We start from the raw sequence: 20,136 nt of genomic DNA, 5'->3' as shown, positions 1-20,136 counted from the left end.
CACATCTGACCAGGGATGACAATCACGGGCGGGCGTCGTACATCCCCGGGTTGACGGGGCCGGCCGGGCGTACCACGAAAGTTGATCGGGGCGGCCCCGGACCCTTAGGGGGAAGGCTCTGGGGCGGGCCGGGGAAGGCCCCGGGAAGGCCCCGGGAAGGCCCGGAGGTCGGGCAGGCCCGGACCAGGGGCTTCCCCGGGCCGGGCCGCGGGGGAGGGTCAGGCCAGCCAGCCGGGGGTGATCATCCCTGACTCGTAGGCCAGGACGACCAGTTGCGCCCGGTCCCGGACCTCCAGCTTGGTCATGATCCGGCTGACGTGGGTCTTGGCGGTGGCGGGGGAGAGGACGAGCCGGCCCGCGATCTCGTCGTTGGACAGACCGGCCCCGACCAGGCCCAGCACCTCCCGTTCGCGGTCGGTGAGGGCGTCCAGGCGCGGTGCGGGGTCGGGGCGGCGGCCGGACGGGTCGGCGCGCCCGGCGAACTCGGCGATCAGGCGGCGGGTCACCGCCGGGGCGATCAGGGCGTCGCCGCGGGCCACGACCCGTACCGCGTGCAGCAGTTCCATCGGCTCGGTGTCCTTGACGAGGAACCCGGACGCGCCGGCGCGCAGCGCCCCGTACACGTGCTCGTCCTCGTCGAAGGTGGTCAGGATGACGACCTTCACGCCGTCGGACCGGGGGTCGGCGATGATGCGGCGGGTGGCCTCCAGGCCGTCGAGGACGGGCATCCGGATGTCCATGAGGACGACGTCCGGGCGGAGTTCGGCGGCGAGCGCGACGGCCGCCGCTCCGTCGCCCGCCTCGCCGACGACCTCGATGTCGTCCTCGTCGGAGAGGATCGACCGGAATCCCGCCCGGACGAGGGTCTGGTCGTCGGCGAGCACGACGCGGATCATGCGTGCGTCCCTTCCTGAGGGGTGAGGGTCGTGGGGAGGCGGGCGTCGACGACGAAGCCGCCGTCGGCCGGTCCGGCGGTGAGCGTGCCGCCGAGGGCGCGGGCCCGTTCGGCCATGCCCCGGACGCCGCTGCCGGCGGAGGCCCGGGTGTCGGCGGAGGTGTCGGTGTCGGTGTCGGCGTCGGCGGAGGCCTGGGTGCCTTCGGTGTCGGCGGAGGTCCCGGTGTCGGCGGAGGTCCCGCCGCCGTCGTGCCCGTCGGGGGGTGGCTGCGGGTTCCCGCCGTCGTCCGCGATCCGGAGCCGTACCGTGCCGCTCTCCGGCTCCCAGTCCAGGGTGACGGTGACGGCCGAGGCGGCGGAGTGGCGGGTCACGTTCGTGAGCGACTCCTGCACGATGCGGTACGCGGCGAGGTCCACGGGCGGCGGCAGCGGGACGGGCGTGCCCGTGACCCGGGTGCGGACGTCGAGACCGGCGGCGCGGGCCCGGGCCGTGAGCTCGCCGAGCAGGGCCAGTCCGGAGGCGGGCGGGGCGGTCGGCGCGGCCTCGTCGGCGCCGCGCAGCACCCCGAGGGTGGCGCGGAGCTCCCGCAGGGCGTCCTTGCTGGTGGCGCGGACCGCGGTCAGGGCCTCGGTGGCGGTGGTGAGCGCGCTCTCGGGGTCGGGGCGTTTGGCGAGCCGGTGCAGGGCGGCGCCGGACTGCACGTTGACGAGCGAGACGGTGTGGCCGAGGACGTCGTGGAGTTCGCGGGCGATTCTCAGCCGCTCCTCGGTGGCGCTCTGCCGGGCGCGGGCCTCCTGCTCGCGCTCGGCGGCGAGGGCCCGCTGCTCCACCTCGTGGAGGTAGGCGGTCCGGGTGCGCTGGGCCCTGCCGACGGCGACCAGGCTGATCAGCCAGCCGGCGAGCATCGCGAGCGCGGTCTCGTCGATCTGGCGGTGGCCCGGCGCCTGGCGGGCCTCTCCGAGGCCGACCGCGAGCAGGGTGACGGCGGCGAGCGCGGCGGCGGCGGCGAAGCGGCCCTCGGCGGCCGTGGTGTAGAGCGCGAGGGCGAAGGCGATCATGAGCGGCCCGTCCTGCTCGGAGAGCGGGTAGTAGGCCACGCAAGCGAGGAGGGTCACGACGGCGACGGCCACGGGCCACCTACGGCGGAAGGCGAGCGCGCCGCAGCCGACGAGCACGAGCGCCCAGCCGAGCGCGGCGCGCGGGGCGGACTCGTGCGTGTGCCACCCCGAGACCAGCGTCCAGACCGCCACCAGGAGGAGCACGAGGCCGGCGACGAGGGCGTCGGCGGTCCGGGGCGGGAGGCGCATGGGTCGAAGGATAGGCGGGGCGGGGGTCGGGAGCCGCCCGATGCCCCTATACTAAACAAGTTGAATAGGTAATGGGTCGGGTACCCGGGTTGCGGACGGGTGCGGGGCACGGGTTACGGGTTACGGGGAAAGGCGACCGGCGGATGGACGCGCACGGATACCGGCGGTACGTGGCCCTCGGGGACAGTCAGACCGAGGGTGTCGGCGACGGGGACGACCTCGTCGGGCTGCGCGGCTGGGCCGACCGGCTCGCCGAACACCTCGCCAGGACCGGTACCGGGGTCCGGTACGCCAACCTCGCCGTACGGGGCCGCCTGGCCGCCGGGGTGCGGGCGGAGCAGCTCCCGGCGGCCCTCGCGCTCCGGCCCGACCTCGCCACCGTCGTCGCCGGCGTGAACGACCTGCTGCGGCCGGGCTTCGACGCCGACGAGACGGCCGGCCACCTGGAGGCCGTCTTCGCGGCCCTGACCGGCCAGGGCGCCCGGGTGGCGACCCTCACGTTCCCCGACGTCGGCCGCCTCACCCCACTGGCGCGACCCCTCGCGCCCCGTGTCCACGCCCTCAACGACCGGATCAGGGAAGCCGCCCGCCGGCACGGCGTGACCGTCGCCGAGACCGCCCACCACGACGTGGTCACCGACCCCCGGCTGTGGAGCGCCGACCGGCTGCACGCCTCCCCGCTCGGGCACGCGCGCATCGCGGCCGCCGTCGCCGACGCGCTCGCCCTGCCGGACAGCGACGACGGCTGGGCCCGGCCGCTGCCGCCGCTGCCGGCCCCGACGCGCCTGCGCGCCGCCGCCGGCGAAGTCGCCTGGGCCGGATCCTTCCTCGGGCCCTGGATCGCGCGGCGCGTGCGCGGCCGGTCCTCCGGGGACGGCAGGGTCGCCAAGCGCCCCGGACTCCTGCTCGTGGAGGAGCGCGGCGAGTAGCCGGGCGGCCCGGCCAGGCGGGCGTGGACCGGTAGGGCGGGCATGGGCCGGCAGGGTGGGTGTGGACCGGTAGGGCGGGCGTCGTCCGGCAGGGTGCCGACCGGCTGCCGACAGGGCCTCGACCGGCAAAGTGTCGACCGGCTGGACCTCGACCAGCTGGACCTCGACCGGCTGGACCTCGACCGGCTGGACCTCGACCGGCTGGGCGTCGACTGATGCCCCGGAGCGTCCGCCCCGAGGCGATCCGCACCATGGTCGGCCTGGTGATCGCGGCCGGCACCGGTCTGAGCCCCAGCCTCTGGCGTCGGCGGTACGGGGAGTGCACCGCGGAGGAGGCACCGCCCTGGAGGCCACGGCCCTCCTGCCGGCCGAGCACGTCAACCGGATCGCCGGCGACCGTGACTACGCCACCCGCATGATCGGCGAGACGCTCTCCCGTGCCGACCGGGAGGCGGTGTCGGGCTTCGATCCGGAGGGGGCGAGGGGCGGGGCCGGGCGGGGAGACGGGCGGGGAGACGGGCGGTCCGGCGTTGTCCACAGGGAGCGCGTGGCGCGCTTGACACGAAAATCGAACATCTATTCTCATGAAGGTTCCGGCCCTTGGAATCGCGGGCAGCTCGGCGAGTTGTCCACAGGTCGGAGAGACGCGAGGGCCCATTGTCAGTGGCAGGGGTTAGCGTCTTTCACATGAAGCGATCGACTCAAGCACCCCGGGTGGAACCCATGGCAGGAACCGACCGCGAGAAGGCGCTCGACGCCGCGCTCGCACAGATTGAACGCCAATTCGGCAAGGGCGCCGTGATGCGCATGGGCGACCGTACCCAGGAGCCGATCGAGGTGATCTCCACCGGATCGACCGCCCTCGACGTCGCCCTCGGCGTCGGCGGTCTGCCGCGTGGCCGCGTCGTGGAGATCTACGGCCCGGAGTCCTCCGGCAAGACGACCCTGACCCTGCACGCCGTGGCCAACGCGCAGAAGGCCGGCGGACAGGTCGCCTTCATCGACGCCGAGCACGCCCTCGACCCCGAGTACGCCCGCAAGCTGGGCGTCGACATCGACAACCTCATCCTGTCCCAGCCGGACAACGGCGAGCAGGCCCTCGAGATCGTCGACATGCTGGTCCGCTCCGGCGCCCTCGACCTCATCGTCATCGACTCCGTCGCCGCGCTCGTCCCGCGCGCGGAGATCGAGGGCGAGATGGGCGACTCCCACGTGGGTCTCCAGGCCCGACTGATGAGCCAGGCCCTCCGGAAGATCACCAGCGCCCTCAACCAGTCCAAGACCACCGCGATCTTCATCAACCAGCTCCGCGAGAAGATCGGTGTGATGTTCGGCTCGCCGGAGACCACGACCGGTGGCCGCGCGCTCAAGTTCTACGCCTCGGTGCGCATCGACATCCGCCGCATCGAGACCCTCAAGGACGGCACGGACGCGGTCGGCAACCGCACCCGCTGCAAGGTCGTGAAGAACAAGGTCGCGCCGCCGTTCAAGCAGGCCGAGTTCGACATCCTCTACGGCCAGGGCATCAGCCGCGAGGGCGGCCTGATCGACATGGGCGTGGAGCACGGCTTCGTCCGCAAGGCCGGCGCCTGGTACACGTACGAGGGCGACCAGCTCGGCCAGGGCAAGGAGAACGCCCGCAACTTCCTGAAGGACAACCCCGACCTCGCCAACGAGATCGAGAAGAAGATCAAGGAGAAGCTGGGCGTCGGCGTCCGCCCCGACGCCGCCAAGGCCGAGTCGGCCACCGACCCGGCGGAAGCGGTCGACCCGGCCGCCGCGGACGACGCCAAGGCCGCCCCGGCCGCCGTGGCCAAGACCGCCAAGGCGACCAAGGCCACCGCGGCCAAGAGCTGAAGCGGTGACCGGTCGCACCGAATGGCCGGGTGACAGCCCCGACTCGTCGAGGGCCGAGAAGGAGCTGTCACCCCAGGATCCGGCTGAGCGGGCGCGGGCGATCTGCCTGCGCCTGCTCACCGGAACCCCCCGCACGCGCAAGCAGCTGGCCGATGCCCTGCGCAAGCGGGAGATTCCCGACGACGTCGCCGAGGAGGTCCTCGCCCGCTTCGAGGACGTCGGCCTCATCGACGACGCCGCCTTCGCGGACGCCTGGGTGGAGTCCCGCCACCACGGGCGGGGCCTCGCCCGCCGGGCCCTCGCCCGGGAACTGCGCACCAAGGGCATCGACCCCGGCCTCGTGCAGGAGGCCGTCGGACAGCTGGACTCCGAGCAGGAGGAGGCCACCGCGCGCGAGCTGGTGGCGCGCAAGCTCCACGCCACCCGCGGTCTCGACCGCGACCGCCGGCTCAGACGCCTCGCCGGCATGCTCGCCCGCAAGGGCTATCCGGAGGGCATGGCCCTGCGGGTGGTCCGCCAGGCCCTGGAGGAGGAGGGCGAGTCCACCGACGGGCTGGAGGAGGGCTACTAGCGCCCGCCGGGGAACCGCCGACCGGCCCGGGCCGCGTCAACGGCCGGGGGCCGGTGGCAGGGGCCGATGTCAGGGCCCGCGCCAAGGGCCCGGTGCCAGGCCCGTGTCAGGAGGCCACGCCAAGGGCCCGGTGCCAGGCCCGTGTCAGGGGGCCGCGCCAAGGGGGCCGGTGTCAGGGGGCCGTCCTTCCGGCTGGGAGGAGGACCGGGAGGCCCGCGGCCTTCCAGGCCTGGAATCCGCCGATCAGGTCGGTCGCCCGGTGGAGGCCCAGGCGGCGGAGGGACTCCGCCGCCAGCGAGGAGGCGTAGCCCTCGTTGCAGAACACCACCACCCGCAGGTCGTGGCCGGTGGCACGCGGGGAGCGGTGGCTGCCCAGGGGGTCGAGCCGCCACTCCAGCTCGTTGCGTTCCACGACCAGCGCACCCGGCACCAGACCGTCCCGTTCGCGCAGGGCCGCGTAGCGGGTGTCGACCAGGAGCGCCGCGCCCGACACGTACTCCTCGTGCGCGGTGCGGGCGTCGACCCGGTCGAGGCCGGACCGGACGCGTTCCAGAAGCTCGTCGATCCCGACGCGGTCGCCGCTCACTGCCAGTCCTCCGGGCGCTCGACCTGCTCCAGGCGGAGCACCGCGCCCGTCCGGCTGAAGCGCCGGATCAGCGGGAGCGGGGGGTAGTAGGCGTGCACCGAGATCGCGTGGGCGTCGGGGGAGACGTTCAGCACCTCGTGCAGGTGGTCGCGGCCGAAGGCGCGGCCGTCGCCCGCGCCGAGCCGGCGGGAGCGGTCCAGCCCCTCGGCCAGCTCCAGGGTCTTCCAGCCGCCCGCCGGGAGCCGGACCGCGAGCGCGTGCTCGGTCAGGCTGCCACGGGCGGTGGCGAAGGCGCCGAAGGACTCGGCGTGGTCGTGCCAGCCGGTGCCGGTGCCGGGCGGCCAGCCGATGAGCCAGGCCTCGCTGCCGCCGGGGCCGTCCAGGCGCACCCACGTACGGCCTTCCGGGTCGAGCGGCAGGGAGTCGACGAGGGCCTGGTCGGCGGCGGTGCGGCGGACGAAGTCGAGCAGTTCGGCCGCGGTCGGGGGACCGGCGGCCGCCCGGGTGGGGGAGGGGGCGGGCGAAGGGGACGAGGTGACAGAAGACGCGGGCACGGGTGACCGTCCTGGAATCGCTGGGGTGCGCGCCGTGACCGGGGGAACGGTGGGTTCGCCGAGGAGGCCGAGGACACCCGCGGGACGGAGGTCCGGGGTGGGTCGGCGGGCGCGCGGGGGAAGGGAAGCGAGTTCAGAAGGACGGGCGACACACGCAGCCCGCGTAGCGGATCAGGTCCATGTGGACCCTCCGCCACAGGCGTACATCGGTGTCGGTCACGTTCCGGAGTACACCACGCGCGCCCGCGCGAATCAATGGACGTCCACGGTCCGGTCGTGCCCCAGCGAGGCCTCGGCCGGTGCCGGGACCTCCACCGGGACCATCGGATCGGGGGTCGCGGACCCGGGGGAGCGGGCCCCGGACGGTTCGCCCCCCTCCGGGGCGTCGGAAGCCGGGGCTTCCTCCGGGGTGCTGCCGCGGGCCGCTTCGGCCGCCGCGTGGAGTTCCTCGGGACGTACGCCCGCGAAGGCGGCGACCAGGTGCCCGTCGGGGCGGACCAGCAGGACGGCGTGGGCGGGGGCGCCCGGGTAGGCGTCGGTCACCAGGACCTCCGACGCCACCGGAAGGGCTTCGGCGGCCTCCTCCAGACGGGGCATCAGGCCGGCCGTGCGCCAGTGCCGGCGCTCCCACACCCCGGAGCCGGGGGCGACGAGGAGGACGAGGAACCTGGCCTGCCCCAGCCGGTCCCGGAGCCGTACCGTCGTGTCGTCGGGGGCGGTCACCCGGACGTCCTCGACGGGCGCGCCGAGCGGGGTGCCCACCGGGACCATGCCCTCGCTGAAGGGCGCGGCGAGCGGTGAGTGCGGATAGGCGGGGGAGGCGCCCAGCGGGCCCCGTCCCAGGTGTCCGTCGGTCAGCAGGGCGTCGTGGCCCCGCATCACGCCCGGCAGGTAGCTGCGCAGCCCGCCACCGCCGCGCAGCGCCGGAAGGGCCTGGTCGGCGGCGCGCAGCCGGGCCGCGATCGCCGTGCGGCGCTCGCTCTGGTAGCTGTCGAGCAGGGTGTCGGGGGCGGCGCGGTGCCAGGTGAGGGCGAGTTTCCAGGCGAGGTTGTCGACGTCCCGGAGGCCCTCGTCGAGCGCCTGCGTGCCGATCGCGCCGAGCAGATGGGCCGCGTCCCCGGCGAGCAGCACCCGGTCGACGCGCCAGCGACGGGCGAGCCGGTGGTGCAGGGTGTGGACACCGGTGTCGAGGAGCTCGTACGGCGGGGTGCCGCCCTCGCACCAGCCGGCCAGGGTCTCGCGGATCCGGGCCACCAGCGCGTCCGGGGTGACGAGTTCGCCGCGCGGCGGCAGCAGCCAGTCGACCCGCCACACCCCGTCGGGCAGCGGGCGGGCGGTGATCTCCTCGCCGACCCCGCGCCACGGGGGCTGACGGTGCAGCAGGGACTCTCCGGGCCAGGGGAGTTCGGTGCGCAGCGCGGCGACCGCGTGCCGCTCGACCGCGGTGCGCCCGGGGAAGCGGACGCCGAGCAGCTTGCGGACGGTCGAGCGGGCGCCGTCGCAGCCGACGAGGTGGCTGCCGCGCCACCAGGTGCCGTCCGCGCCGCGGGTGTGGGCGGTGACCCCGGTGCGGTCCTGCTCGACGGTGTCCAGGCGGGCGTCGGTGACGAGCCGGACCAGGGGCTCGCGGGCGATGGCCTCGCGCAGACCGCGGGCGAGCGCGTGCTGGGGGATGTGCAGGGGGGCGGCCGGGGCGGCGGGGGAGTCCGGGTCCTCGGACCACTCCTCGGTGCCGCCGAGTCCCAGGTCGAAGGCGACCTGGCGGAGGTGCTGCCGCCGTCGCATCCCGCGCCAGCCGACCCAGCGCAGTCCCTCGTCGCGGACGGTGGCGCAGCCCAGCCGCTCGACCAGGGCGGCCATGTCGGCGCGCAGCACGACGGTCCGCGCGGGGCGCGGATCCTCCTTGCCGGAGGTCTCGTCGAGGACGACGCTGGGCACGCCCTGCGCGGCGAGCGCGAGGGAGAGCGCGAGGCCGACCGGCCCCGCGCCCACGATGATCACCGGGTCCACGGCGCGGCTCCAAAAGGCCGGAAAGTCATGGGGGCAGCACAGCAGAGTGTGGCACGAGCCCGGTGCTTGATCACAGACCGTATGCAACCCAGTCAGGGTGTTTTGCGTCAAGTGACGCGGTGGGCGTGGTGCGGTCGGCCTTGCGTCCGGAGCGTTTCGGGCCGTGTCGGCCGGCCTCTCGGGCCGCTTCCGGTCCCACCAGGACCTCCGGCCCCGCCGGTTCCACCGGAAGCGGATGCTCCGGTGGAGACGGACGGGGCCGGAAGTGGACGGGCGCGGAACTTGGGGGGAAACCGGGCCGGTCGGGGTGGTGGTCGTGGGGGTCCGGGCGCCGGGTGGTGTCGTACGGAGCCCGGCGCCGGGTGGTGGTCAGGCGCCGTTGGTGCTCGCCGCGCCCGCCTCGACGTTCGTGATCGGGGCCACGTCCTTCACCGCGGCCGCCTTGCGGCCCTGGCGCAGCCGCTTCTCCAGGCGGGCGGCGAGGTAGGTGAGGAGGGCGTTGAGCACGATGTAGATCAGGGCGATGACGGTGAAGGCGGCGATCGTGTTGGCGCCGTAGTTGGCGGTGATCTGCCGGTTCTGGCTGAGCAGTTCGCCGAAGCCGAGCATCGCGCCGCCGAGCGCGGTGTCCTTCACGATGACGACGAGCTGGCTGACCAGGGCGGGGAGCATGACGGTCACGGCCTGGGGCAGCAGCACGTACAGCATGGTCTGGCCCTTGCGCATGCCGAGCGCCACGGCCGCGTCGCCCTGGCCCCGCGGGAGCGAGAGGACACCGGCGCGGACGACCTCGGCGATGACGGAGGCGTTGTAGAGCACCAGGCCGGTGACGACCGCGTACAGGGGGCGGAAGTCGGAGCTGACGGGCGTGTAGGCGGCGTACACGGCGCTGGAGAACATCATCAGCAGCAGCACCGGGATGGCGCGGAAGAACTCGACGACCGCGCCGACCGGGACGCGTACCCAGCGGTGGTCGGAGAGCCGGCCGATGCCCAGGGCCGCGCCGAGCGGCAGCGCGATCAGGATGGAGAGCGCGGCGGCCTTCAGGGTCTCGGTCAGGCCGGGGATCAGATACGTCGTCCAGACCTGGGAGTCGGTGACGAACGGGCTCCACTTCTCGGCCGTCAGCTGGTTCTTGTCCGCCATGGCGGAGAGCACCCAGTAGGCCACCAGGCCCAGGACGGCGAGGAAGCCGATCGTGTAGACGACGTTGCGCCGCCTGGCCCGCGGGCCGGGGACGTCGTAGAGGACGGAGTTCATCGCTTCACCGCCAGTCGCTTGGCCGCCCAGCCGAGGACCAGGCCGGTGGGGAGGGTCAGGACGATGAAGCCGAAGGCGAAGAGGGCGAAGACCGTGAAGAGGGCGTCGGCCTCGTTCTCGATCATCTCCTTCATGAGGAGAGCCGCCTCGGCGGCGCTGATCGCCGACGCCACCGTGGTGTTCTTGGTGAGGGCGATGAGCACGTTGGCGAGCGGGGTGATCGCGGCGCGGAAGGCCTGCGGCAGCACCACGACGGTCAGCACCTGCGTGAAGCTCATGCCGAGCGCGCGGGCGGCCTCGGCCTGGCCGGGCGGGACGGTGTTGATACCCGAGCGCAGCGCCTCGCAGACGAAGGTGCCGGTGTACGCGGTGAGGCCGAGGATCGCGAGGCGGAAGCCGATCTCCTCGGAGCGTCCGCCGCCGAGCGTGATCTGGAGGGTCTGGTGGAGACCGAAGGAGCAGGCCACGATGACCACGGTCAGCGGCGTGTTGCGGACGAGGTTGACGTACGCGGTGCCGAAGGCGCGCATCAGCGGGACCGGGCTGACCCGCATCGCGGCCAGGGCGGTTCCCCAGATCAGTGAGCCGATCGCCGAGTAGAGGGCGAGCTGCGCCGTCACCCAGAAGGCGCCGAGCAGGTCGTACTGCCCGGAATCAAGAAAGTCGAACACGATGCCCCGCGCTCTCCCCTGGTGGTCGGTCGGTGGGACGGCCGGTGCGTCGGCAGCGGCCGGTGGCGCCGGGGGGGGGGCCCCCCCCGGGGGTGGGGGGGGCCCCCCCACCGCCGTTTCCGGTGCTCGCGTCATCGACGCACTAGGTCCACCAGGAAGTCGGCGTCGTCCACGTGGTACGCCCCGTAGCCGAACCGCTCGCCCCATGACTGGTAGCGCTCGTACTGTTCGAGCTCGATGGGAACCCAGTAGGCGATGATCACACGGAGGAACATTCTGAACGCGAGGTCCGGATCGACCTCCTCGGCAAGGCTCACCAAGGCCGTCACCACTCGGTCGGGTTCGCGGGCGCCACGTACCCGCAGCTCCTCGGACAGCGCCTCCCGCGCCGCGTGGATCTCGCCCACGACGGCCTGAGCGACCTGACGGTCGACAGGGACCACAGCGGCGTCCGGCACCGCCACGCCCAGATCCCCCAGGCGCTCAGCACTGACTTCGACGATGCGGGACAGCCATCCCCGGACGTCCTCCGAGCTCCACTGCGAACCGTGGTTTCCGCCCGTGGCAGCCAGCCAGATCACACGGGTGTCATCGGCCGACAAGGCGGACCCCAGGAGCCGCGCCGAATCTGCCATAAGCAGCCTGGCGGCGACACCCGGCTCCTCGTTCGATCGGTCCGTGGCCGCTGCCACGATGGTGCCGAGTTCGCTGCCTTCATGATCCCACGGGCCGTGGAATCGCTTCGCGAGGCCACTGAGACCGAAGTCCCAATCAGTCATCGATTTCATTGCGCCCTGTTCCTCGGGTACGCCGAGTAGACGACAAATCCACCACGCCCCTTGTGCGGGTACTTCTTCAGGAGGACGACGACTTCATTGTCGGTGATGTCCCTCACCGTGCGACCGTCCGGGTAATAGGACTTACCCAACGACGGGTATTCGCCCAGGAGGCCCTTCACTTCAAAATAGTCCTGCGATCCAGCCGTCGCTCTCCATGACTTGAACTTATCCCAGCGCGCCGTGTCCAGCTTACGCACCCCTCCCCTAAGGGGGTAAAAGTAATCGGACAAGACCCGGTCGACAGCTTGCTGGGCAATCTCCGAACTCACCCAGACTCCGTTCACCTTACCGGTGTCAACTGCGATTTCAAACGCTCTCGCAGGTGAAACCACATGCTTCGAAAGCGTGTGTGCACCACTGTCCGGAAGAACGGTTTCGTCCGACAGGTTCAAGCAGTTGTGAACCAGGACGTCCTCACGCCCTCTGTCTCCGATGCGGACGTAGAAGTTATGGAGATCGGCGACAGTGATGTCGAAGACCCTCACCGCCGACGAGATCGGCCGATCCCGCACCTCCCTCACTTCTCGTATCGCACCGTCCGAGCCACGCAGGGCGTCTCCCGCCCGGATCTCGGCCGCGAGCCGCCAACCGCGCCCGACCACGAAGACCCGATGACCGGCCGTACTGGCGAGAACACCGCCATCGGCGAGGCGGACCTCCACGAGGCGCTGCGTATCGTGCCGGAACGTGTCACTTACGTACGCTGCCCTGTTCGCACCGGCAGGGACGTCGGCGGCGAGTACGGCATCACCGAGCCGCAGGGAGTCGATGGACCGGTACGACCCGTCCGCCATCAGGACTTGAGTGCCCGCCGGGAAGCTGTTGATGGTGCAGGATGTGAGGACATCCTCAGCCATGTTGGCTTCACGCTCGATCGCGGCAAGCACCTGGGGATCGATGTCGAGATTCTTGAGCGCTCGATATGCGTCGGCAATACCGACGCCGGTCTTCAGCGCCGCGTCCAGGGCCCGAACGGCGTCCACCGCATCAGCGATCTTCTTCCCGGGGATGAAGTTGCTCGCAGCCCACAGGCATCCGGAGACACTTCCCTTGGAGCACTGCACGAAGTCATCCGTCAGGACATGCCACACCGTCTTGAGGAAGGCCTTGTCCAGCTCCAGGACGATTTCCCACCGCTTGAAATAGTGGTCGACATAGGCGACCTGGTTATCGAACCGCTGACTTCCCATCCATGTGGTCGCCGCTGTCGGGCACGTGGCCGCAGTCGGGTTGTCTCCCACCGCGGGATCCACGCACAGATAGAAGTCCACGGTGACGTTGAACGTCAGCTTGAACTTGACCGTGCAGCCGTCGAAGCCGATGCCCAGAACACAGTCGTTCTGGGGCTGTGCCTCACCGATCTGCTCCATGTTCTGTCGGGTGAAGACTCCTCCGATGCCGGTGGCGCCTCCGGTCGTGATGGTTTCCTGGGCCTCGGCGTTCTCGGCGCGGGTCGCCGACTCCTCCGCTTCGGTCGCGGCCTCGTCGGCCCTGCCGGCCGATTCCTCGGCCGCCGTCGCGTCCTGCTCGGCCTGGGTCGCCACGTCGTTGGCGGTGCCGGCATCGCTCTCGGCCGCCGCCGCCGACTCGCGGGCCGCGGCCGCGTCCTGCTCCGCGTCGGTGGCCGCCGTGTCCGCCTGCGACGCGTAGTCCCCGGCGGAGTTCGCGGCCTCCTGGGCCGCTTCGGCGTCCTCCGTCGCCTTCTGGTGGTACTCCACCGTCTTGGCGAGGGACTGCTTGGCCGCCTCGACCGACTTCGCCGCCGCGTTCGCGGACGCCTGGGCCGCCTCGGCCGACGCCGTGGCCGCCGCCGCGTACTCGGCGCTGCGGGCGGCCGCCTCCGCGGCGGCCTTCGCGTCGGCGGTCGCCTTGGCCGCGATCGCCTTGGCCTCGACCGCCGCCGCGGCGGCCTGCACCGACTTGGCCTTCGCGAGAGCGGCCTGCTGCTCGGAAAGGGTCTTGGACGCCTGCCCGGTGAGCACCGCGAGACCTGCCGAGGCATCGGTCTCCGCGTACGGGGATCCCAGCTCGATGGCGTCGTTGGCGGGCTTGATCACCTGCTGCGCCGAGCTCCGGGTCGCGGCCGCCGCCTGCGCGGTGGCGTAGGCGAAGCCCGCCGCCCGCACCGACTCGGCGACCGCCGCCGCCGCCTCCTGGCGCGCGGCGTCCGCGTGCCCCTTGGCCTCGGCGGCCTTCTGCCGCGCCGTGGCGGCCTGCGCCTTCGCCGTGATCGCGTTCCATTTCGCCTGGTCGGCGGCGTCGATGGCGTCGGCCGTGGCGGCGGTGGCCTTCGCCACGGCGGCCTCGGTGATCGCGACATCCCGCTTGGCCGCGTCGGCCGCGGCCTGGGCCCGCTTGGCCCCGGCTTCGGCCCGAGTGGCGGCCGCCCTGGCGTTGGCCGAGGCCGTCGTGGCCGTGTCCGCGGCCGCGCGGGCGTTCACCGCGGCCGTACCGGCTTCGTTGGCAGCGGTGCGCGCCTCCGTGGCGGCGGCCCGCGACGCGGCGGCGGCGTCGGTGCTCTCGTCGGCCTCGGCCCGGGCTTCCAGCGCGTAGGCCTTGGCCTCCAGGGCATCACGCCGGCCTTCGGCGGTGATGGCCTTGTCCCTGGCCGTGACCGCGTTCTGCTCGGCCGCCAGCGCCTCGTCCTTCTTCGTGGCGGCGGTGGCACCGGCGCTCTGCGCGGCGGAGAGCTTGTCCGCCGCGACCTGGCGTTCGGCCTCCGCCTTCTGCCTGGCCGTGGCGGCCTTGGACCGCTCGGAATCCGCCAGTTCCTTCTGGGACTTGGCGTAGTCGCGTTCGGCCTCGGCCTTCTGCCGCTTGGCCGCCGCGTCGTCCGCGGCGGCCTTGGCCTCGGCCTCGGCCGCGGCCGCCCGTCCCTGGGCTTCCTTGGCCTTGGCGGCGTTGTCCGCAGCCAGCTTGGCCTGGTACGCCGCGCCCTCGGCGGCGGCCTTGGCCTGCGCCTCGGCCTCTTCCGCGGCCTCGCGCCGGAATTCCGCCTTGGCGGCGTGAGCCTGGGTCATCGCCAGCGCGGCCATCGTCTTGGCGTTGCTCGCCGAGGCGCGGGTGGCGTTGAGCGCCGTCTCCGTCGCCTTCACGGCGGCCGTGGCGGCCGCGGCGGAGGCCTTGGTGACCTGGACGGCCTGCTGGCCGTGCATGAGGCCGCGGCCTCGGGGCAGACCGGCGGCGTCCGCGATCGCGTACGCCTCGGCCTGCGCCTTCTGGACCTTCGCCGCCTGGGCGTTGGCGACGATCATGGCCCGGCTCGCGACGTGCAGCCGGCCTCCGGCCCGGCCCTGCGCGTGGTGGATGCGCTTGTCCACCTCGGCGAGCTCGGCGGCGGTCGGGGGGCTGTTCGAGAGGTCCGGCTCGTGCGTGGCCCAGTAGGCGCGCCACTCGGCGAGACGGCTCGCGATCATGGACTGGCCGAGGGCCTCGCCCATCGCCTGGGCCGCCGTCTGCAGGGCCTTGTTCGCCTGGACCTCGGCGGTGAGGATCGTGTTCCGCTGGGCCTCCTGCCCCTTGATCTCGGCCTGCCACTCGGCGGACGCGACGGCCAGCTCCGTGCCCAGCACGTTGTTCGGGTCGGGCGGGTTCGTGAAGGTGCAGGAGGCGTAGCGGGCCTTCAGGTTCTCGACGTCGATGCGGAACTCGACGGAGTCAGGGGCGGGCGCGGTGGTCGGGAAGCCTCCGTACTGGAGGAAGAAGCGGGCGTCGTCGGCGTACATCGAGTGCATGAAGGTCATGCCCTTGAACGCCTCCCACTCCTCGTAGTCCTCCTTCCAGATGTCGTCCGAGTACCGCGATTCGGCGATGGCCGTGACGGCGTCGACCGACTTCTGGTCGGCCCGGGGCGTCACGTCGTCGTAGTAGGAGAACTCGCTGGTCCAGAACTGGTCGGAGATCCAGCCGGCGAAGCCCGTCTGGCTGAAGATCTTGGGCTCGTCGTCCCCGGGGTGTCCCGGCGGCCAGTTCTCGTAGTTCGGGGAGACGGGGAAGCCGGCCAGGGTGGTCTGCGTCTGCCAGGCGTTCTGGCGCTCCTCGAAGAGCTCCGTCATCTTGGCGTCGGCGTAGTCGCGGTCGGTGTCGTAGGCGATGGTGAGCGGTGTGACGGGCTGCGCGAGGTCCCATTCCTTCGCCGCCGCGTGGAGTTCCTCGTCGGTGCCGGAGAGGCCCTGCCGTGCGACGGCCTTCATGGCCGCCCCGCCCTTGCGCAGGACGTGGTTCAGCCGGCACTGGTCCTCGCGTACGCGGATCGACTCCGCGGGGTCGACCGCGAGCCCCTGTGCCGCGAGCGTGGCGGGGAGTGCGGCGGCCGAGGCCGGTCGTGGTTCGACGCCGACCGCCGTGACGGTCATGGCCGTCGCCATGGCCATGGCGACGACGAGGCCTCTCCCGGCGCCGCGGCGGCGCGGGGGCGGCATGGTGCTTCTTCGCATGTGAGTGGTCTGCCGTCCTGGTCAGAAGAGGTGGTCGAAGGCGGCCCAGCCACCGGTGCCGATCTGCACGCGCGCGGCGAGGGGGGTGCCGGGGGTGCCGGTGCCCTTGTAGAGCCAGAGCAGGCCGGCCGTGTCCGCGGCGATCAGGTCGGTCTTGCCGTCGCCGGTGTTGTCCCCGGTGGAGACGATCAGCTTGTGGGTGTTCCAGCCGTTGCCTATGGCGATCCGCGCGCCCAGGACCCCGTCCTGCACGTAGTTGCCGGTGCCGGGGTAGAGGTAGAGCGCGCCGTCCGACTGCCGTGCGATGAGATCGGCCTTGCCGTCGCCGGTGTAGTCGCCGCGGCCGGCGAGTGCGGTCATGCTGTTCCAGCCGCCGCTGCCGATCCGCACGCGGGGCTGGAGCAGGCCGTCGGGTCGGGCCGTGTAGAGCCAGAGCGTCCCGTCCGTCTGCCGTGCGACGAGGTCCGGTTCGGCGGTCCCGCCCATGTTGCCCACGGAGACCAGCCGGTCGTAGATCGACCATCCGCCGCCGACGACCTTGGTGTCGTTGCCGTGTTCGGCGGTGTAGAAGAGCGTGCCGTCGAGGCGGTGGTAGAGGTCGTTGCCCTTGCCGCCCTCGGAGACGTTGGCCTGGACGATGGAGTCCGCCTCCGCCCAGCCGCCGCCCATGTCGATCATGGCCTGGAGGCCGCCCGTGCCCTTGGGCTCGTAGTCGTAGAGGCGGCCGGACTTGCGGCCGAAGAGGGGGAACATCACGGGTCCGGGAGCGGCCTGGACCTGTTCGGCGGCGATCGCGTCCGCGCGGTCGGACGTCCAGGGCAGTGGCGGTCTCGTGGCCACGAGCAGGGCGGCGAGCAGCCCGCCCAGGGCCACCGCCGCGCAGACCGCCGTTCTGCGGAACGGGCGGTCGGTCTGACGAAGCATGAAGGTTGTCGGTCCTCACAGGGGTTGCCTGCACGGGACACGAGAGGATCACTGCACGACGGCCGCCCCCCAGCGCCCGAGCACCGGGGTGGTCTGCCTCGGCAAGATCCAAAATAGAACGTCAGTTTGATTATGTGAAGATGCTTTCACCCTCCTGTGAACGCCGGTGCGGGCCGCGTCCGGGGAAGTGGACGCGGCCCGCAGCCGGTGCGCGGCTCCCGGAGTGGTCCGGGGGTCAGCTCGGCTCGATGGTGTTGCGCAGGTCCTGGACGCGGAGGGTGCCGCCGAACTGGCCGGCCTGCTTGAGCTTCACGTTGCTGAAGAAGACCGCCGGGAGGTCCAGCGGCGGGGGCGACTCGGGGGCGAAGGTGATCGGGATGATGCCGAGGAGGTTGCCCTTCAGCTCCTCCGTGTACATCGTCACCGTGCCGTCGGTGATGGTCGACGTCGAACCGCCCTTGGAACGGACGTGGGCGACGCGGCCCTCGGAGTGCTCGGTGATCTGGTGCAGGTCCTTGATCCCGACGTAGGTCGCGGTGAACTTCAGGACCTTCTTGACCTTGCCGCCGTAGGTCTTCACCTCGACGATGCCGTGGTACTTCAGACCGCTGAGGGTGAGCAGCGAGGACTCCAGGCGCCACGGCTCGTCCGGCAGCAGCGGGATGCCGGGCTCGACCTCGGCGGCGGCGAGGGCCGCGTCGTCGCGCTCGGGGCACGGGAAGCGGGGCTTGGCGCCGTCGGGTATGTCCGTGTCCGGCTTGGCCTCCAGGCCCTGCGCGCTCTCGGGCAGCTCCTGGGCCTTGACGCCGGCCTTCTCCGCGGCCTCCTTGATGGCGGCCTTGGTCGCGTCGGCCTTCGCGTCCGTCGCCTTCGTGTCCGCGGTCTTCGTGTCCGCGGCGCCGGTCCCGGCGGCGGGCGCGCCGGTGGCCGGGGCCTGTGTGGCCGGGGCCTCGTCCGCCGTGGCCGCGCGCTGCCGCGGGGCGGCCGTCGTCGCCGACGGGGTCGGCGACGGGGTCGCGGTGGCCGACGGGGGCGCGGTGGGCTCCTGCTTCGGGGCGAGCCCGTCGAAGAAGTCCTTGAGGGCGTCGCCGACACCCAGCGGGTCGAGCGGGTTGACCGACTTCGTGGGCGTCGGCGTGGGGCTGGGCGTGGACGTGGCCTTCGCCACCGTGTCGGCGGCGGGCGCCAGGGCCTGCGCGCCGCCCTGGACCACCGTCGTGGCGGACGGGCTCGCCGTGGCGGTGGGCGTGGCGGTCGCGGACGGGGTCCCGGAGGGGGTCGCCGTCGGCTGCCCGGTCGGCTCGGTCGGCTGGGTGGCCGTGGCCGTCGGTTCCGGCTTCGCGGTCTCGGTGGCCTTCGCCGTGGGCGTGGCCGTCGTCTCCTCCGCCACCGGCTCGTCGGAGCGGGTCACGCAGGGGCCGGGCGCGAAGGGGATGTCCTTCTCGTCGGCGAGTGCGGGACTGGGCGCGAGGCCCATGCCCACGAACACCGCGGTCGGCATGGCGGCGATGGCCATCGCCTTGCCCGCGGGGCCCTGGATCCTGTTCAGCAGCGTCTTACGAGGGGCCGCGTGGCGCGGTCCGCTCCTCCCGAGGCCCTGCTGGGTCTCGTCACCCCGCACTGTTCCTCCCGCCCTTGGCGTCGATCGTCGTGTCGGTCACCGGTCCGTGCGCCGCGCGCTGCTCCGGGACTCCGGCCGCCAGTACGGCCTCGGTCTCGGCCTCGGAGGCGTACCCGGCCTCGTCGGAGGCCACCGGCTCACCGTCGTGCTCCGCGTCGCCGGTCTCCTCGACCGGCGGGGCGGGTGCCCAGGCCGCGGACATGCCGCCGCCGATGAGGGCGAACAAGAACCCGATGACGAGACCGCCGAAGTTCGACACGGGGATGGAGACCAGGCCCAGCACGATCGCCGCGATGCCCGCGAAGACCCGGACGACGGGCTGGAACCACATCGTCAGGCCGAGCGTGAAGAGCAGGACGCCGATGATCAGCGCACCGGCTCCGGCGGTCGTGGCCATGGCCAGGGTCATGTTGCCGAGCCGCACGTCCCCGTACGGGAGGTAGGCGATCGGCACACTGGCCAGGATCGTGAACAGTCCCGCCCAGAAGGGCCGGGTCTGCCTCCAGACCTTGAACCGGTTCTCCTTGCGGACTTCGGGGGAGGCAGGGGTCTCGGCGCTCATGGAAAACAGCTCCCTGGAAGCGGTGTTGCTGAGAATGGTGAAGAGACCGGGGGAGCCCCGGCGCGGGTGCGGGCCGCCGGAACGGCCCGCACCCCGAAGGCCGGGTCAGCCCTGGAAGCACTCCTTCTCAGTGCCCCGGTGCAGGGACAGGCTGAGGTCGGGGAGCCTGAAGGTGCCGGCCGTGGTGGCCCATGCCTTCTGCTTGACGTCGGTCAGCGTGACGCGCTCGGCGCGCTGGCCGAAGCCGTGCGGGTTGGCCTGGGTGTTGGGCTGGATGCCCTGGCGGCCGGACGGCTTGCCCTGGGCGTCGTGGTTGAGCGCGCCCGCCGCGATGCCGATGTCGATCTTCTCGAACGCGGCGTCGGCCTCGAGGTACGAGACGTCGAGGTAGAGCTCCTCGGCCTGGACCTTGTCCTTGTCCTCGCCGCTCTTCGCGGCGGCCTTGCCGGCCTCCAGGCGGAGGGTGATCGGTCCCAGACCCGGAACCGGGGTCACGACCGACTGGCACATGTTGGTGATCTTGGCCGTGTCGAAGCCGGAGACCGCGACCGGAGCGGCGAACGGCTTGCCCTCCAGGTCCTGGCCCTTGTTGACACTGCCGTACTGGACGAACTCGGTGCCCTCGAGCTTGTCGGTGCTGACCTTGAACTCCTGGCCGGAGATCGCGAAGGACGCGGCGAGCGCGCCCTGGGCCAGGCCGACACCGATCGCGGCCGTGGCCGCCAGGCTCGGGACCATGACGACGGCGAACCGCTTCCATCTGGTCCCGCCACGAACCTGGGACTTCATGAGAATCCTCCTTCTCGGACGTACATCTCCAAGCGGGGCCCGGGGCCCGGCCTGGGATGGGAGAAGAGCTACGTCCTCGGGAAGGAGAGCGCCGAAGCGTCAGGAGGCGCGACGCGCGTCCGAATCACCGGCGATCACCCCCGAGCGACAACCATGTGCCGCGCGTGCGCACGGCCCGGCGGACAGGTCCTGCCCGGTGGGAGCAGGAACCCCCCTGTCCGATGACCGGCCGCCTGTGGCGCCGGCCCGCCCGGTGGGGACCCTCGCCGCGCGTCCTGGCGGTTGCCGGGGCGTGCGGTTCGGACCGAGCGTGGCCGATCGTGG

Annotated in this window: 18 protein-coding genes and 1 pseudogene; 5 read left to right on the top strand and 14 right to left on the bottom strand. The window is 72.5% G+C overall.

The genetic code is table 11. The features are described 5' to 3' along the window. Window positions 1-218: 218 nt before the first annotated feature. Complete coding sequence (locus ACFQ8C_RS07600) at window positions 219-896, bottom strand: response regulator (RefSeq protein ID WP_383453272.1); 678 nt, start codon at window positions 894-896, stop codon at window positions 219-221. Further along, complete coding sequence (locus tag ACFQ8C_RS07595; RefSeq protein ID WP_383453270.1) at window positions 893-2,203, bottom strand: sensor histidine kinase; 1,311 nt, start codon at window positions 2,201-2,203, stop codon at window positions 893-895. Before ACFQ8C_RS07595 ends, ACFQ8C_RS07600 begins: the two co-directional genes overlap by 4 nt. Window positions 2,204-2,346: 143 nt before the next feature. Between ACFQ8C_RS07595 and ACFQ8C_RS07590 the strand changes: the two genes are divergently transcribed. From ACFQ8C_RS07590 to recX, 5 genes and pseudogenes are all read left to right on the top strand, one after another. Further along, window positions 2,347-3,132, top strand: coding sequence for an SGNH/GDSL hydrolase family protein (locus tag ACFQ8C_RS07590; protein WP_383453268.1), 786 nt, complete (start codon window positions 2,347-2,349; stop codon window positions 3,130-3,132). A 93-nt stretch (window positions 3,133-3,225) separates the two neighbouring features. Next, entirely contained in the window at window positions 3,226-3,348 is a 123-nt protein-coding gene (locus ACFQ8C_RS07585) for a hypothetical protein (protein WP_383453316.1), read from the top strand. Next, a pseudogene (locus ACFQ8C_RS07580) lies at window positions 3,333-3,583 on the top strand (hypothetical protein); the annotation flags it as partial. The gene ACFQ8C_RS07585 and the pseudogene ACFQ8C_RS07580, both read left to right, overlap by 16 nt. 272 nt (window positions 3,584-3,855) lie before the next feature. Next, complete coding sequence (recA, locus tag ACFQ8C_RS07575; protein WP_383453266.1) at window positions 3,856-4,989, top strand: recombinase RecA; 1,134 nt, start codon at window positions 3,856-3,858, stop codon at window positions 4,987-4,989. Between the two features lie 4 nt (window positions 4,990-4,993). Continuing rightward, window positions 4,994-5,560 (top strand): recombination regulator RecX, encoded by a 567-nt coding sequence (gene recX, locus ACFQ8C_RS07570; protein ID WP_383453264.1) that lies wholly within the window; start codon window positions 4,994-4,996, stop codon window positions 5,558-5,560. Between the two features lie 172 nt (window positions 5,561-5,732). Here recX and ACFQ8C_RS07565 read toward each other — a convergent pair whose 3' ends face one another. The 12 genes from ACFQ8C_RS07565 to ACFQ8C_RS07510 all read right to left on the bottom strand — a co-directional run bounded on the left by ACFQ8C_RS07565 (window position 5,733) and on the right by ACFQ8C_RS07510 (window position 19,812). Next, the gene (locus ACFQ8C_RS07565) at window positions 5,733-6,146 is read right to left on the bottom strand and encodes a rhodanese-like domain-containing protein (RefSeq protein WP_383453262.1); all 414 of its coding nucleotides are present in this window, start codon (window positions 6,144-6,146) and stop codon (window positions 5,733-5,735) included. Then, entirely contained in the window at window positions 6,143-6,700 is a 558-nt protein-coding gene (locus ACFQ8C_RS07560) for a cysteine dioxygenase (protein ID WP_383453260.1), read from the bottom strand. Before ACFQ8C_RS07560 ends, ACFQ8C_RS07565 begins: the two co-directional genes overlap by 4 nt. A 133-nt stretch (window positions 6,701-6,833) precedes the next feature. Further along, window positions 6,834-6,920, bottom strand: a complete 87-nt coding sequence (locus tag ACFQ8C_RS07555) for a putative leader peptide (RefSeq protein WP_346768519.1) — start codon at window positions 6,918-6,920, stop codon at window positions 6,834-6,836. Window positions 6,921-6,952: 32 nt separating this feature from the next. After that, window positions 6,953-8,710, bottom strand: a complete 1,758-nt coding sequence (locus ACFQ8C_RS07550) for an FAD-dependent monooxygenase (protein ID WP_383453258.1) — start codon at window positions 8,708-8,710, stop codon at window positions 6,953-6,955. Between the two features lie 369 nt (window positions 8,711-9,079). Then, entirely contained in the window at window positions 9,080-9,970 is an 891-nt protein-coding gene (locus ACFQ8C_RS07545; protein ID WP_383453257.1) for an amino acid ABC transporter permease, read from the bottom strand. Then, window positions 9,967-10,641, bottom strand: a complete 675-nt coding sequence (locus ACFQ8C_RS07540) for an amino acid ABC transporter permease (RefSeq protein WP_383453255.1) — start codon at window positions 10,639-10,641, stop codon at window positions 9,967-9,969. Before ACFQ8C_RS07540 ends, ACFQ8C_RS07545 begins: the two co-directional genes overlap by 4 nt. A gap of 131 nt (window positions 10,642-10,772) precedes the next feature. Continuing rightward, complete coding sequence (locus ACFQ8C_RS07535; RefSeq protein ID WP_383453253.1) at window positions 10,773-11,429, bottom strand: hypothetical protein; 657 nt, start codon at window positions 11,427-11,429, stop codon at window positions 10,773-10,775. Then, the gene (locus tag ACFQ8C_RS07530; RefSeq protein WP_383453251.1) at window positions 11,426-15,853 is read right to left on the bottom strand and encodes a polymorphic toxin-type HINT domain-containing protein; all 4,428 of its coding nucleotides are present in this window, start codon (window positions 15,851-15,853) and stop codon (window positions 11,426-11,428) included. Before ACFQ8C_RS07530 ends, ACFQ8C_RS07535 begins: the two co-directional genes overlap by 4 nt. An 84-nt stretch (window positions 15,854-15,937) precedes the next feature. Then, on the bottom strand, window positions 15,938-16,840 hold the full coding sequence (locus tag ACFQ8C_RS07525; RefSeq protein ID WP_383453249.1) for an FG-GAP-like repeat-containing protein: 903 nt from the start codon (window positions 16,838-16,840) through the stop codon (window positions 15,938-15,940). Between the two features lie 235 nt (window positions 16,841-17,075). Then, window positions 17,076-18,461, bottom strand: coding sequence for a hypothetical protein (locus ACFQ8C_RS07520; protein WP_383453247.1), 1,386 nt, complete (start codon window positions 18,459-18,461; stop codon window positions 17,076-17,078). Beyond that, window positions 18,451-19,023, bottom strand: coding sequence for a DUF6114 domain-containing protein (locus ACFQ8C_RS07515; RefSeq protein WP_383453245.1), 573 nt, complete (start codon window positions 19,021-19,023; stop codon window positions 18,451-18,453). Before ACFQ8C_RS07515 ends, ACFQ8C_RS07520 begins: the two co-directional genes overlap by 11 nt. A gap of 105 nt (window positions 19,024-19,128) precedes the next feature. Continuing rightward, on the bottom strand, window positions 19,129-19,812 hold the full coding sequence (locus tag ACFQ8C_RS07510; RefSeq protein WP_383453244.1) for a DUF6230 family protein: 684 nt from the start codon (window positions 19,810-19,812) through the stop codon (window positions 19,129-19,131). Window positions 19,813-20,136: the final 324 nt, after the last annotated feature.

The sequence above is a fragment of the Streptomyces sp. NPDC056503 genome, assembly GCF_042794995.1.
Taxonomy (GTDB): Bacteria; Actinomycetota; Actinomycetes; order Streptomycetales; family Streptomycetaceae; genus Streptomyces.
This window is presented reverse-complemented; position numbering and strand designations above follow the sequence as displayed.